Source organism: Chitinophaga sancti (assembly GCF_034424315.1).
Classification (GTDB): Bacteria; Bacteroidota; Bacteroidia; order Chitinophagales; family Chitinophagaceae; genus Chitinophaga; species Chitinophaga sancti.
In genome coordinates this window covers 3372064-3386999 of sequence record NZ_CP139972.1, presented here as the reverse complement: position 1 = coordinate 3386999, position 14936 = coordinate 3372064, and the positions used below count along the sequence as shown (strand labels likewise).

Below are 14936 nucleotides of genomic sequence, written 5' to 3'. Positions count from 1 at the left end.
CAAATGTCCTCTTTTTGTTCATAATCATTTAATATTAGCGACGAGTGCCGGAAGTTTGTCGATATATTGTTTTTGCACTGCTGTGCTTGATTTTCGCGCATATCGCATGATTCTAAGTGCTGGTCGCTACAATTCCGGAATATGCCTATAACCGGAACAGGGTTACCGGATTCGTTTGTAGTATTGAAGCGCAGGCTTCCTGTACGTGAACGAACTCAGAGCTTATGAAGTGTACGATCTTATCGTATTTTTTATTGAACGCCTTTCCTCTTTCTATTGTTGGCCAGACGGTGGTGTCAGGAACTGTGACAGATGCCGGAACCAAAGCCCCCCTTGAAATGGTGAGCATTGTGATCAGCGGAAAAGCGACCGGTACACATTCTGACGAAAAAGGTCATTTTACTTTAACGGACAGTGAACCATTTACACAGATCTCCGTGTATGCGATGGGGTATAAAACGGTAAAACTCGCCGTCGTACCTGGTAAGCAGCAGGTGATAAATGTTAAACTTTTGCAAAATACCTATGGCCTCAACGAGGTGGTTGTTAAATCAGGAAAAAAACAGCACTATTCAAATAAGAACAATCCTGCTGTAGACCTGATCAGGGAAGTGATCGCACATAAATCAAAGAACCGCCCGGAAAATTATGACTATGCAGCGTATCATAAATATGAAAGGATGTTACTTTCGCTCAGTCATTTGTCAGATACCTTTCGTAACCGGCGTCTCTTTCAGCATTACCAGTTCCTTTTTACAGAGCAGGACTCTGATGCCATTGGTGGCAGGCTGATGCTGCCTGTGTATATGGAAGAGAAAATGTCTGACAATTATTATCGTCGCAATCCTTATACCAAAAAGCAGGTCATCCTTGCCAGCAAGCAGGTGAAGTACGATGAAAACCTGGTGGATAATAAAGGCTGGTCTTCTACGCTCAATTTCTTTTACCAGGATATAGATATTTACCAGAACAATATCATGGTGATGACGAACCAGTTATTAAGTCCTGTGGCCAGTGGTGCACCAGGATTCTATAAGTACTTCATCACTGATACGGTCGATAACCAGGTAGTACTGGATTTCAGCCCAAGGAGCAAGACGGACCTGCTTTTTGAAGGCCGTTTATATATCAGGCTGGACAGCACCTATGCCATATCGCGGGCTGAATTAACGGTGGATAAACGTATTAACCTCAACTTTGTGCGGCGCATGGAAGCGAACATCACATTTGATGAACGGAACCAGCTGAAAGAAAGCACCCTGAAGATGGATTTTGGTCTTAGTAAAGAGAAGGGAAAGGGGATGTATGGAGAGCGCATTGTGAAGATAGACAGTTTCTTCCTGGATAAAAAAAGACCGGCTGCTGATTATAGCGGACCTGCAGTAGAAATGGTGGCAGATGCGGAGAAAAAAGATACAGCCTACTGGGCATTGAACCGGCCCTATGCCTTGTCCGGACCAGCATCGGGTGTGTATAAGAATTTGGATAGCCTGCAGCGGATGCCTTCTTTTAAGCGGGCCGTGAACTGGGCAACATTTTTATTAATAGGGTTTAAAAACTTTGGTCCTTTTGAAATAGGTCCGGTGAATACATTCTACAGTTTTAATGCAGTGGAAGGTTTCAGGCCACGGTTTGGGGGCAGAACTACGGAGCAACTGAGCAAGCGAATTTACTTCGAAACTTATGTGGCCTATGGTGTGAAAGATGAGCGGTTCAAGTATTTTGTAAGTGCTACATATTCTTTGAATAATAAATCTATTTATACTTTCCCTCAGCATTACATCCGGGCCAGTTTTCAGCATGATACAAAGATTCCGGGGCAGGAACTGCAATTTGTACAGGAGAACAATGTGTTATTATCCTTTAAGCGGGGAACCAGTAACCAGATGTTGTACAATGATTTTTTTAAGTTAGAGTACCTGCATGAATTGCAAAATCATTTCTCTTATTCTTTTGGATTTAAATACTGGGATCAACATCCGGCAGGAGGCTTGTCGTTTCAGAAGCTGGTGAATGAAGCGGTGATGGATGTACCGGGAGTAAAGACAAGTGAAGTGAATATGACGCTGCGCTATGCGCCACATGAACAGTTTTATCAGAGTAAGTTGTATCGCACACCGATCACAGATAAGTATCCGGTATTTACTTTAAGATATAACCAGGGCATAAAAGGATTGCTGAAGGGGGAATACAATTACCAGCATGTGGCATTGAATGTTACGAAACGCTTTTATTTGTCACAACTGGGGTATACAGATGTGAGTGCAGAGGGCGCTTATTTATTCGGGCAGGTGCCTTTTCCTTTGCTGGATATTCACCGGGCAAACCAAACCTATTCATTTCAGTTGCAGTCTTACAACCTGATGAACTTTTTGGAATTCACAAGTGATCATTATGCGGGGATAAACATTGATCATCACTTCAATGGGTTTTTCTTTAACAAGGTACCATTGTTACGCAGGTTGAAATGGCGGGAGATCGTGAATGCGAAATTCCTGTGGGGTGGGCTGCGAAGTGAGAATGAGGGGCAATTGATGCTGTTCCCTTCAGGTACGTATTCGTTAAACACAGGGCCATATATAGAGGGAAGTGTGGGCATTGGGAACATCTTTAAAATAGTGCGGGTCGATGTGGTAAGGCGGTTCACTTACCTGGATCATCCGGAGGTGCCATCATGGGGAGTAAGAGCGATGTTGAAGTTTGATTTCTAAGTGATAATTAGTATTTTAGTTGTCGCACTATGGACCAGCGTATGCAATTTAAATTTCTGTTGGCGGACGATGACCGGGATGATCAGGAAATACTGATGGAAGCTATATTACAGGATCATCCTGATACACAGATACATACAGTTTTTAATGGGCAGAAGGTATTGGATTACCTGGCTGAGCGGACTCCTGCTGAGTGGCCGTCATTGATCATATTGGATTATAAAATGCCGGTGATGAATGCAACGGAGGTATTGGAAAGGATGCAGCATATAAACATACCGAAGGTGGTATGGAGTACTTCTAATCAGCCGGAGCATATGCAGACCTGCCGGCAATTGGGGACTGTGAAATATTTTATTAAGCCCAATAACAGGGCTGAATTAAAGGCAATGGTGCAGGAATTATTCAGGATCTGCGGGGAGCGGTAGCGTAAATCCTGCTGTATGTCCATTGATTCTGGGAGGGTGATTTACTTATTGATCGATAGCAGGTAACTATTCCATTGTGGTTTCGGGCAGGGTGATAGTAAAAGTAGCACCTTCTCCTACCTGCCCGCTGGCACTGATCGTACCCTGATGGTTTTGTACAATACGCTGGCAGAGTGCCAACCCTATGCCGGTACCCGGATAGCTTTCCCGCCCGTGAAGGCGTTCAAACAGCTCAAATATCTTCTCACAGTTTTGCGGTTCAAACCCGATCCCATTATCCTGGACGGTGATTATATGCTTATTATCATCCGAAGTGGATCGGATAATAATATGGGGCGTTTTTTGGGTATGGTAATATTTCAGGGCATTGCCGATCAGGTTATCGAACAGTTGGCGTAGCTGAAAGCTGATACCGGGCACTACCGGGAGTGGAGCCATATCGATAATAGCATGGACGGATGCAATTGTTTCCTGGTGATGGGAGATCACTTCTGCTACCAATGGGGTGAGTGCGACATTTTCAAAGGCAGGTACTTCGCCTGAAATTCTTGTATAGGTGAGCAGGTCTTCGATGAGCCCCTGCATACGATGTGCGGCATCCACGGTTCTTTCCAGGTAAGTCTTTTCTTTGGCCGGCAGCCTGGCGCCGATACCTTCCAATAAGGCAGAAGTGTAGAACTGCACTTTGCGGAGTGGTTCTTTCATATCGTGGGCGGCGGCGTAGGCAAATTGCTGGAGGTCTCTGTTCTGGGCTTCCAGTTCTTTGGTGTATTGTTTTATTTTGTCTTCCGAGACTTTTCTTTCGGTGAGATCGCGGGTTACTTTGGAAAAGCCGATGATGTTGTTGTAATCATCATGAAGGGCGGTGAGAACGACGCTTCCCCAAAAGGTGGTGCCATCTTTGCGCACGCGCCAGCCTTCGTGAATGGCTTTGCCGGCAGTGCGGGCCTGTTGAATGAGTTTTTCGGGGATTTGCCGTTTTTGATCTTCCGGGCGGTAAAAAATGCGGAAGTTACGACCTATGATTTCGGCTTCTTTGTAGCCTTTGATCTTTTCAGCACCTTTATTCCAGTTCATGATACGACCATATGGATCAAGGAGCAGGATGGCATAATCTTCTACTTCTTCCACCATTTTATGGTAGCGTTCTTCACTGCGTAGGAGAGCTGCGTTTTTTTGCTCTGCAAGCAGGCGCAGGCGCTCGAAAGAAGCCGAATCATCTGGTAGTGATCTTGTGTCCATTGGAATTGTGCGTGTGTCGTCTCAAACAAATATAAGATAATAGGAAATAGTTTATTATTTTTTCAGGATAAAGACGTTCACGTATGCGATCAATGATTATCATTTTGCTGGCCATGTTTTTACACATGAGCAGCTATGCACAGCCAAAGATTATTCCGGAGCCCGTATCTATGGTGGTTCAAAGTGGCACCCTGCCATTGGGGAATAATGTTATCTGGGCGACGGATATTAAAAATACCGCTGCCTTATCAGTTGCTAAAACGCAGCTGGAAGCCGATTTCAGGAAGGCGGTAAGCGCTAATGGGGGTACCCGGATTTCACTTACCCTGTTTAAAAAACAGGATAACACCATTGGTACAGAGGGTTACCTGCTGGTAATCGATAAAGAGGGCATTCATATCTCTGCGAATAAGGAGAATGGGTTGTTCTATGGACTACAGACTGTACGGCAATTGTTGGTAGCGCCATCAGTACCTTTTCTCACTATCAGGGATTACCCTGTGGTAGGCTGGAGGGGTATGATGCTGGATGTAGCGCGGCACTTCTTTACCAAAGCGGAAGTAATGCGGTATATAGATCAGATAGCGGCCTATAAATTTAATGTATTGCACCTGCATCTGACAGATGATGGTGGATGGCGGATTGAAATAAAGAGTTATCCTAAATTGACAGAGGTTGGTGCCTGGGGCGTGGAGAAGTATGGTTACTACGGTGATTTTTCTCCGGCAGAAAGTGGTGCTAAGTATAATTATGGTGGATTTTATACCCAGCAGGATATAAAGGACATTGTACAATATGCAAAGGCGCATTTTGTGGATGTACTGCCTGAGATAGATATTCCGGGTCACTCCATGGCCGCGGTAGTGGCTTATCCGGAATTGTCAGGTACAAAAGAGGCGACGGGTTACAAAGTGTATTCCGGTGAAAAAGGTTTTATGGACTGGACGGATCATGGTATCGTAGCAAAGTATGATAATACCCTTAATCCGGCTAAACAGGAAGTGTACACTTTCATTGATAAGGTATTTGGAGAAGTGGCAGGTTTGTTCCCATTTGGATATATTCATGTAGGTGGTGATGAATGTGCCAAAAACTATTGGCAGAAAGATCCGAATGTCACCGCCCTGATGCAGAAAGAAAAGCTGAAGAACTACGAGGAGGTACAGGCTTATTTTGAAAAGAAAGTAGAAGCGATTGTCATTGCAAAGGGTAAAAAACTGATTGGCTGGGATGAGCTGCTGGAAGGAGGCGTGGCACCGAATGCCACTATTATGAGCTGGAGGGGAGAGAAAGGTGGAATAGAGGCAGCGAATTTAAAACACCAGGTGGTAATGACCCCGAATAACTATGTATACATTGATTATGTGCAGGGTAATAAGTACCTGGAATCAAAGGTGTATGAGTCGCTGCGAATGAAGAAAGTGTATGCCTTTAACCCGGTACCAGCAGGTGTGGATGCACAATATGTATTAGGCGGGCAGGCGAACCTGTGGACGGAGCAGGTCTATAATTTCAGCAAGGTGGAATATATGACCTGGCCCCGTGGTCTGGCAGTAGCAGAGTGCCTGTGGAGCCCGGCGTCAAAAAAGGACTGGCCTAACTTTGTGGAAAAGGTAGAGCAGCAAATGCGTTTAATGGACAGGGATACTGTTAGTTACGCACCCAGTATGTATGAGCCGGATGTAACCGTGCAAGCAGGTTTGTGCACCTTTGTTCCGGAAATAGAGGGATTGGAAATGCATTATAGTGTGGATAATTCATTCCCGGATGTAAAGTCATTAGTATACAAACAACCCTTTGCACTGCCGGAAGATGCAGTGATGCTAAGGGTGGTAAGTTATAAGAACGGCAGGCAGGTAGGCCGGATCATTTCTATACCTGTAGCTGAATTGAAAAAGAGTTAAGTTATTGCTGGGTGTTTTGTTTAACACGATAGCGAACGATTTTCGTAATCAAGTCAAGAGGAAGGGGTTGATCCAGGGGAAACTGGATGGACCCCTTTCCCTGTTTATAAGGCGATAATTCCTTTTCAAATGCCTTGATGCCTGTAGGGGCCGGATAGAACCCAATATGCTGCTTAAACGCCGCAAAATGCACCAGGTTTCCATTTAGTACAAAGGTCGGCATAGCATATTTTATGGCCTCTGTAGCATCAGGGGCTGCCTGCTGTATGGTGTTTCTTACCTGTTGTAGCAGGGTTTGTACCTCTGCCGGGAACGTAGCAATGTATGCATCTACAGTAGTGGGGTTTGTCATGTTGGTTTGAAATTTGTTTCCGCTAATTTAATGTTAGCTCGTTACAAAACCATTTTATTGAAGGGCCTGTTTCTGTTCTTTTTGGCGGGATACGGTGCACCAGCCTATAGTCAGGCACCGGCAGCGGCTGCTGATACGCTGAAGGGCGATTCTTCTCATGTGCCTGTAGAGAGATTAGAGACGCAGTTCGATTTTACCGATCTGGTCAGGGATATCTTTCATGTACATAAGGATCCGAACAAAAAGCCATCTGGTATCATCGTGGTGCCGAATGTGGCATCCAATCCCAGTATTGGTTCTCAGATAGGTATTAAGGCGGTGGCTGGCCGGAAGCTGGGCAATGATCCGAATACCTTATTATCGGTAGGGGCTACTTCGGCATCGATCACGACGAAAGGGATCATTTATTTCTACATCAGTCATAATATCTACACACCGGGGAATAAATGGAATTTCCAGGGGAACCTGGTAGCGGCCAAAACCGTGACGCCGGATTATGGATTAGGGATAGGGATTGATCCTGCAGGGAATGCTACCGATAAGCAACTGGCCAATCCTGTCAGGAAGGCCCGGGGCTTGCATGCACAGTTTTATAATTTCAGGGAAAAAGTGTATAAAGAAGTGGTACCGCATTTATTTTTAGGGGCTGGGGTATCGTTTGATATCAGGCGAAAACTAACGGAAACGGATACGTCGGGGTATACACCTTATGATATTTATAGTGACAGGCATGGGTTTCACCGGGATAACTATATGGCGAATGGCTTGCTGTTCAATGTGCAGTATACGACCCGCGATAACCAGAACAGGGCGTATAAGGGTATGTATATAGATGCAGGGTTCAGGTTGAACCAGACCTGGCTGGCGAGTACGCGGAATGCCCTGCAGTTTACATCTGATGTGAGGAAGTATGTGAGTTTATCGCACCGGAACCCGGAGCATGTGGTCGCTTTCTGGAATTGGGGATCGTACCTGATAGCGGGGAATATTCCTTACCTGGAATTGCCGGGTACGGGCAAGGATCCTTCGTTCAGGAGTGGGAGAGGGTATACGGTTGGGTATTTTAAAGGCACGCAGTTTAATTATTCGGAGATAGAATACCGGTTTCCGATCCTGAGGAATAAGTTTTTGAGTGGGGTGGCGTTTTTTCATATGCAGACGGCGAATGATGCATCGGGAACGAAGTTATTCCAGGTGTGGCAGCCGGGTGGTGGAGCCGGTTTGAGGGTGTTGTTTAATAAGCTGACCCGGACGAATTTATGCCTGGATTATGCCTGGGGTAAGTTTGGGGCGAGGGGCTTCTTTTTGGGGTTAAATGAAGCTTTTTAAAATATAGTAGGGGAGATGGGTAGCCATCAACATTTAATGCGTAACGATTGAAGGTGCTGCTGTTTACTGGTGAAATGATAGTTTATTTTTCATTTCTTCCACTACGTTGTAGATGATGAGGCAGTTGCTGTAGTGGGTGAAGGTGGTGAAGAGTCGTTTATTGAAATTCGGCAGGTGTAAGGCGGGAAATTCGCGGCAGCCGGCAAAGCGGTGTTCGTAGATGGTGCAGCGGTTTTCATGCAGGAAATGGCAGGGGATGGTGTTGATGATCATCCTGTCATTGCTGGATCCAGTTTCGATATATTTTTCCTTCAGTTCGGTATTGGATGTATTTAGGTGAGTGGCGAGTGCGCTCACTTCATCTTCCGTTACATTGATCATGAGGTTGCGGCAGCAATTGCCGCAGGAGGTGCAATCTATTTGTGGGGTGATGAGGGCATCCAGTTCCTGTACAAGCCCATCTATATCATTTGAGTCCTGTGATTGCAGGAATGAGCGGAATGCGAGATTTTCAGCTTCCTTTTCTTCAGCAGCAAGTGCGATTTCTGTAAGTGTGGTTGTTAGTTTCAAGCTGTGAAGGTAGGGATTTTTTATAGGTTTCGGGTTGGAAGTCTCTTACGGCGGTGTTGTTTGATCATCTTAATGTTTTGTAGTGTGCAGGTTGAAAATCTCTGAGAGGGGTCGCGATTTTGGAATAATTAAAACCATTGAGCGCCCTGCTGATATCTACCAATATATAGGTATCATCAGCTTTTATCAACACAATTTCTGCATATCGAACCTTTGGTTCTGCTCTGTATTCGTAATAGAATAGGTATAGGCCGACATAGTCATCCCAGAGATAGTTTTGATCATCGATCGTAAAGCCGTTTTTGTTGACAACAAGACGCTGTGGTTTTGGCGAAAACTTATACAGGATGATATTTACGATGAGTACAGCACCACTGATAGCCATGCATTGCCAGGGTACCAGGTATTGATTTAAAATCAAAGGTACACCGGCTACGCTGAAAATAGTCTGTAATAACCATACTAAGGGAAAAGGTCGCCCTATGGCAACGTTTCCATCTTTATCTTTGGGGGCAGGATTGTAATAGGCATATTTTGAAGCCGGTCCCAATGCATACTCTTTCTCCTTCAATCCTTTAAGTTGTAATAACTCCTGTTTTATCTGTTCTATATTCATCTTAAGGTTTTATAAAAATGGGTTTGATGCTGCTGTAACCTGGTTCCGCAATTGTTCGCCGGCAATCCTGTTGGTTTTTTATTCTCTCAGGATCTATTCTAAGCTTTTATAATTTTCGGGTTGAAAATCCCGGATAGCAGTACCTATTTTATCGATTTGTTCGATGGCCAGTATATTTAGGTATACATATTTTCCGTCGGCCTGAATTAAAACCAGTCCATGGGCAGATTGCCCTCTGGAGGTGGTGGCGAAAAAGAAGGCGCCGATATAGTCTTTCCAGTTATATTCAACTCCTTTGAAAATGATCCCATTTTTATTGATGATGATTATTTTCGGTTTATAAAAAAATATAGTAAAGATGGTCATCGCTGTAAATATTATACAGGGCACGATCAGTAAGCTATATGATTTTGAGAGGATCATTTGAAATATAAACATGGCACCTATTCCATATCCGAGGAATTGGATCGAATAGCCCTGGCGGATAACGACATTTCCATCACTATCCCGTTTTGCAGGATTATAGTAGGCTAATCTCCAGGTAGCCTTGAAATTGCTACTGCCAACGGGAAGCATCATTTTATAGCATAGTTCCTTTCTGATATATTCAAAGCGGGATGTTTTCATTTTATTATTTTGAAGTGATTAGCGCTGTAATCGTATGGGCTACAAAGGTAGGAACAGGTTCGACTGTATATAGGGATAAATTTGGTATCCTTTTATTTCTTCCTTGTTGTAATAGCAAATATAGGTTTTGTAATTTAATGTCCTGGCAAAGTTGCTCATATTCATATTGCTTAGTCAGAGTACCGTTTTTACGTACTCCCCGGAATTTATCAAAATGAGTTTTGTTGCTGTCTTTATGGAAGAAGCGAACTACTGCTATGTTAAATATCAAATGACGTAAATATAATGTATATTCGATGAAATATTTCCGGAGATGATACGCTATACCGTTAAATTAACAAAAAGTGAAGTTGAAGAATTACACAGCATAATAAATAAAGGTTCACATACTTCTCAAACCTTTCGTATGGCTTATATTCTATTAAATTGTGATGATGGAAAATACTCGGAAAAAGTGACCAACGAGCAAATAAGTAAAGTTTTGAAAGTTGGGATGCGCACAATAGATCGGGTTAAGAAGAAATTTATAGAAGAAGGCTTTGAAGGGGTATTAGAAAGACGGCCTTCAAATCGTATTTACGAGTCTAAAGTGGATGGAGATATAGAAGCGAAGTTAGTCACATTATGCTGTAGTGAGCCACCTAAGGGATTTGCTAGATGGTCGTTACGGCTCCTGGCAGACAAGATGGTTGAATTAAAGTATGTAGAAAAGATCTCTCATGTAACAGTAAGAAAGGTCTTAAAAAAAATGAACTTAAGCCCTGGAAATCAAAAGGGTGGGTAATCCCACCGCATTGTAATAGCGAATTTGTGGCAAAGATGGAGAATGTGTTAGATGTATATAAGAGGCCTTATAATGCTGATTATCCTGTTATTTGCATGGACGAGTCGCCAAAACAGTTAGTCGATGAAGTGAGACAATCAGTTGCCATGAAGCCTGGTCAGGAAAGAAGAGTAGATTACGAGTACGTTAGACATGGCATGGTAAATATATTTATAGCAAATGAACCATTGAAAGGGAAGCGTTTTGTGGAGGTAACAGCATTCAAAGCCAGAAAGGATTGGGCAATGTTTATTAAAGAAATCGCAGATAAGAAATATCCCAAAGCGAAAAAGATAACCCTGGTGATGGATAATTTAAAAACGCACACGGGTGCTGCATTTTATGAGACCTTTGAACCCAAAGAAGCAAAAAGGCTGTGTGACAGATTTGAATTCATCTATACCCCAAAACATGGAAGCTGGTTAAATATGGCCGAAATAGAATTGCACGTATTGAATGGACAGTGCCTGAACAGGCATATATCTACAATCGAGAAGGTAAAAGAAGAGGTCACGGAATGGCAAATTCATCGAAACAATAAGAACAGCCAAATAAACTGGCAATTCACAAACAAAGAAGCAAGAGTGAAGTTAAAAAGATTGTATCCGTCAATTAATAATTAACCTAACACTACTTTATTCTCCGTTTCATATTCCACATTTGTGATGGTTGGTTTATCGTCAATGAATTCCTGGAAACTCATGTAGATCCTATCAGGATGTTCTTTTGCCTGGAGGCGGGGTATATATAAGCGTAATGCGTAGCAAAGAAGCATTATTTTTTTGGTGTCTCTAATTATTGGGAGGATGGGAATTAAGGTGGAAGAATAGGGGAAGGCAGAGGATTTTTAATGGGTGAGTGGCTTTGCAGAGAGGACAGTGGCTTTGGTGGTAATTGATGGTTCGTAGGTATGCATGATGCTCATGATTAATGTATTGGGATTGATTAATTACAACTTGAGCTACTTTCGGGTACCCTTTGCCTTAATTGTGACTTTCAATTAATGTTTATTTTCGAGTAATTTCAACGCTTACTCGGTAGGTAGGTACATTACTAAAGTTGTGATTTGCTCTCAATAAATGTTTATCTTCGATTAATTACAACTGACCCAATATGTACCCCAACGGTGTCATTGTTGTGATTTGCTCTCAATAAATGTTTATCTTCGATTAATTACAACTCAGATATTCTTGGCCGGTTCCCCAGTTAGGTTGTGATTTGCTCTCAATAAATGTTTATCTTCGATTAATTACAACATATCCTTAACTGCCTTCCTTGCTTCAGTGTTGTGATTTGCTCTCAATAAATGTTTATCTTCGATTAATTACAACCCTTATAATACAGGAAATTAGAACGCGGTTGTTGTGATTTGCTCTCAATAAATGTTTATCTTCGATTAATTACAACCCAGTGATGCAGATCCCATTGAGCCCGGGGTTGTGATTTGCTCTCAATAAATGTTTATCTTCGATTAATTACAACTCTGCTTCCTCGTATTGATTGCGGGCATCGTTGTGATTTGCTCTCAATAAATGTTTATCTTCGATTAATTAGGGTCTGCTGAATAAGTTCCCGATCTGTTATTTTTCATTTTTACACCGAATCGATTTACCCTTCTTAATGTCTCAGATACCGGGATATAAATTGTGTATCGGATCTATTCCCCATTGTGGTCAAATAGCCCTCTGTTATCAGCCAGTAATAGATCTGCAGTACTGACAACAAAGAACCAGCTGCCAGTTTAAGCAGATTCATAACAAAGTATATAGACATCACCCAACTCTCAGCTGTATCCTTGAGGCGGGCCTTGATTTTGCCCAGTCCATATGCATTTTTCCCCTGTCCAAACTTCCCTTCGATCGCATTTCGTTCCGGCATCTCCTTTTGCAATAGTCGCTTTTGCTCCTTACTATTTGATGAGGGCCGACCCAATGGCTTGCCCACATAACGGATCCCTTTTCCACTCATGAATCGTCTGTTTTCACGTGTGCCGAACAACTGATCTCCCAATACACGCTCTGGATAGCACCCAAACAAGCGTTTATATGTTTCAAGGCTTTCGGTCAACAATGAACCTTCATTGTAATTATCCCAGCTCAGTTTTTCTATATGGGTGTAGCCATCTTTCAACATCACCAGTTGTTTGCTGCCAAACTCAGTTGATACACGGTCTTTACCTCTCGGTATTGGACGTACATGCGGTTGATAGATACTTACAATCCGATCCGATATTTTATGCTCTCTATTCTTATACATCTCTGCCTGCTGACGATACATTTCCTGGATCACCCGTATTAACCTCCAGTCTTTCATTTTCAGCACCCCCTTGAAATTAGCTTCTGATTCTATCAGCCAGTTGATGTACTTTAAATCTCGTTTAACATATTGTAATTGCTGTCGGATACCTCTGCGTATATCTCGTTTGCTTTTGTTCTTTTTTTTGGCAATGTTCAAATATTGCTTCCTCGCTATTCTCCGATACATGCGCGGCATCACCAGTTCTGCTACCTGACATCCCCGCTCTATCATCCTTTCCAATTGACGGCGACCCTCATTTAATAATTTGATATCTGTTGGATATTCGATCTGTTGCTCTGACACTGTCGCATCTAACATGACTGTTCCTGATAGCCCATCAGATGACTTTCCTTTTACGCTCTCTGTATGCTCATTCAAGACATTGTTATTACTCTTTCCACCATTCCCATCCTGATCATCCTCACTGCGGGTATCCGCTGTTTTCTCTTCATTCGCTTTGATTAGTCCGGCTTCCTGCAAAATAATCTCATTCAATCTGGACATCACATCTATGCCTAATCTTTTTCTAATACTGACCATCAATGATGCATCAAAGGGAGCCTCCTGTTGAAAACTGCTTAAGCCTACAAAATATTGCAGATATATATTTTCCGTGATCTGCTCTACCACCTCCCGATCATCTATGTTAAGTATATGTTTGATGATCACTGCACCTATTACCATCCGGGCACTCAATGTTGGAGCACCGAAATCTGCCCGCATTTTTTTATAATACACGTCCGCCAGTTTGTCCCACGGAATCTTTGCAGCTAGTATAACCCATCGGTTTGTAGTGGATAATTGCTGCGAAAAAGGAGTTGAAAATCCTTCTAAGGTTAACTGTTTTGCAGGAGTGTAACGTATCATTGCTGCATGATTTTGAAGATGAATCTTTCAATATACAAACACTTCTACAGCAAAAAACAAGCCACATCATATTGATTAACAATGTTTTATTACTATATCAGCAGACCCTAATTACAACCAAAAATTACTTTCCCCATATTCACAGCCCGTTGTGATTTGCTCTCAATAAATGTTTATCTTCGATTAATTACAACATCTGATTGCGGATTTGTTCCAGTTTATCAGTTGTGATTTGCTCTCAATAAATGTTTATCTTCGATTAATTACAACCTAAGGCATCGGTAATCGCTGCGCGGGAGGTGTTGTGATTTGCTCTCAATAAATGTTTATCTTCGATTAATTACAACCAGTATGTATTTATATATACATTCAGTTAGGTTGTGATTTGCTCTCAATAAATGTTTATCTTCGATTAATTACAACCGATGAATCCAGGTGGAGAAGCCAGATACGGTTGTGATTTGCTCTCAATAAATGTTTATCTTCGATTAATTACAACTTTATAGCCAGGTGTAGGCACTGCAGCAATGTTGTGATTTGCTCTCAATAAATGTTTATCTTCGATTAATTACAACCACAGGCCAAATTTCATTGGATGTATCCATGTTGTGATTTGCTCTCAATAAATGTTTATCTTCGATTAATTACAACAATAATTGGCTATCTACTGCATAAATACAAGTTGTGATTTGCTCTCAATAAATGTTTATCTTCGATTAATTACAACCTTTGTCTTTTACGAACTTACCGTATAGATGTTGTGATTTGCTCTCAATAAATGTTTATCTTCGATTAATTACAACTAGGGCTAAACGCATTGTTTTGAGCATACAGTTGTGATTTGCTCTCAATAAATGTTTATCTTCGATTAATTACAACTGGCTGTTTTTTAGGTATACGAGTTGTTTTGTTGTGATTTGCTCTCAATAAATGTTTATCTTCGATTAATTACAACTGATTGTATAATTTCCAGCTGCGATACTGTGTTGTGATTTGCTCTCAATAAATGTTTATCTTCGATTAATTACAACTCCGACACACCCGGTAAACGTCAAGTTAATGTTGTGATTTGCTCTCAATAAATGTTTATCTTCGATTAATTACAACCATTTTGTAATGTTTAAAGAGTTTTTAAGTGTTGTGATTTGCTCTCAATAAATGTTTATCTT

General features: G+C 42.1%; 12 protein-coding genes and 2 CRISPR repeat arrays (1 of these 14 running past the window's edge). Of the genes, 5 read left to right on the top strand and 7 right to left on the bottom strand.

The annotated features are described in order from the left end of the window. The first annotated feature begins 224 nt into the window (after positions 1–224). Positions 225–2711, top strand: a complete 2487-nt coding sequence (locus U0033_RS12915; RefSeq protein ID WP_072365533.1) for a DUF5686 and carboxypeptidase-like regulatory domain-containing protein — start codon at positions 225–227, stop codon at positions 2709–2711. A 41-nt stretch (positions 2712–2752) separates the two neighbouring features. Beyond that, complete coding sequence (locus tag U0033_RS12910; protein ID WP_177318734.1) at positions 2753–3139, top strand: response regulator; 387 nt, start codon at positions 2753–2755, stop codon at positions 3137–3139. A 66-nt stretch (positions 3140–3205) separates the two neighbouring features. On the opposite strand, the gene U0033_RS12905 is transcribed toward U0033_RS12910, so the two are convergent. After that, a complete protein-coding gene (locus tag U0033_RS12905) occupies positions 3206–4381 on the bottom strand; it encodes a sensor histidine kinase (RefSeq protein ID WP_072365537.1) in 1176 nt (391 codons plus the stop codon). A gap of 83 nt (positions 4382–4464) precedes the next feature. Between U0033_RS12905 and U0033_RS12900 the strand changes: the two genes are divergently transcribed. Continuing rightward, positions 4465–6285 carry a beta-N-acetylhexosaminidase gene (locus U0033_RS12900; RefSeq protein ID WP_072365539.1) on the top strand — a complete coding sequence of 607 codons (1821 nt, stop codon included), beginning with the start codon at positions 4465–4467 and terminating at the stop codon, positions 6283–6285. Position 6286: 1 nt separating this feature from the next. On the opposite strand, the gene U0033_RS12895 is transcribed toward U0033_RS12900, so the two are convergent. Continuing rightward, positions 6287–6637, bottom strand: a complete 351-nt coding sequence (locus tag U0033_RS12895) for an iron chaperone (RefSeq protein WP_072365541.1) — start codon at positions 6635–6637, stop codon at positions 6287–6289. A gap of 57 nt (positions 6638–6694) precedes the next feature. Here U0033_RS12895 and U0033_RS12890 point away from each other — a divergent pair, with 57 nt between their 5' ends. After that, positions 6695–7966 (top strand): BamA/TamA family outer membrane protein, encoded by a 1272-nt coding sequence (locus U0033_RS12890; protein WP_245801872.1) that lies wholly within the window; start codon positions 6695–6697, stop codon positions 7964–7966. 63 nt (positions 7967–8029) lie between these two features. Here U0033_RS12890 and U0033_RS12885 read toward each other — a convergent pair whose 3' ends face one another. The 3 genes from U0033_RS12885 to U0033_RS12875 all read right to left on the bottom strand — a co-directional run bounded on the left by U0033_RS12885 (position 8030) and on the right by U0033_RS12875 (position 9779). Continuing rightward, positions 8030–8536, bottom strand: a complete 507-nt coding sequence (locus U0033_RS12885) for a YkgJ family cysteine cluster protein (RefSeq protein ID WP_072365545.1) — start codon at positions 8534–8536, stop codon at positions 8030–8032. Positions 8537–8600: 64 nt separating this feature from the next. Then, positions 8601–9152: a hypothetical protein gene (locus U0033_RS12880; protein WP_072365547.1), complete on the bottom strand. Its 552-nt coding sequence runs from the start codon at positions 9150–9152 to the stop codon at positions 8601–8603. Positions 9153–9245: 93 nt separating this feature from the next. Further along, complete coding sequence (locus U0033_RS12875; protein ID WP_072365549.1) at positions 9246–9779, bottom strand: hypothetical protein; 534 nt, start codon at positions 9777–9779, stop codon at positions 9246–9248. Between the two features lie 313 nt (positions 9780–10092). On the opposite strand from U0033_RS12875, the gene U0033_RS12870 reads away from it, so the two are divergent. Continuing rightward, a protein-coding gene (locus U0033_RS12870) for an IS630 family transposase (protein WP_322518473.1) occupies positions 10093–11225 on the top strand; the annotation gives its coding sequence in 2 pieces (ribosomal slippage) (positions 10093–10516 and positions 10516–11225; 1134 coding nt in all). On the opposite strand, the gene U0033_RS12865 is transcribed toward U0033_RS12870, so the two are convergent. Together U0033_RS12865 and U0033_RS12860 are read right to left on the bottom strand one after the other, a co-directional pair. Continuing rightward, positions 11222–11377 carry a hypothetical protein gene (locus tag U0033_RS12865; RefSeq protein WP_322518494.1) on the bottom strand — a complete coding sequence of 52 codons (156 nt, stop codon included), beginning with the start codon at positions 11375–11377 and terminating at the stop codon, positions 11222–11224. The two genes, U0033_RS12870 and U0033_RS12865, sit on opposite strands and share 4 nt — an antisense overlap. 283 nt (positions 11378–11660) lie before the next feature. Beyond that, a CRISPR array of direct repeats spans positions 11661–12159; the repeat unit is 46 nt; unit sequence GTTGTGATTTGCTCTCAATAAATGTTTATCTTCGATTAATTACAAC. A 60-nt stretch (positions 12160–12219) separates the two neighbouring features. Next, positions 12220–13767, bottom strand: coding sequence for an IS5 family transposase (locus U0033_RS12860; protein WP_326980868.1), 1548 nt, complete (start codon positions 13765–13767; stop codon positions 12220–12222). A 148-nt stretch (positions 13768–13915) separates the two neighbouring features. After that, positions 13916–14936: direct repeats of the CRISPR family, unit length 46 nt; unit sequence GTTGTGATTTGCTCTCAATAAATGTTTATCTTCGATTAATTACAAC (it continues 242 nt past the right edge of the window).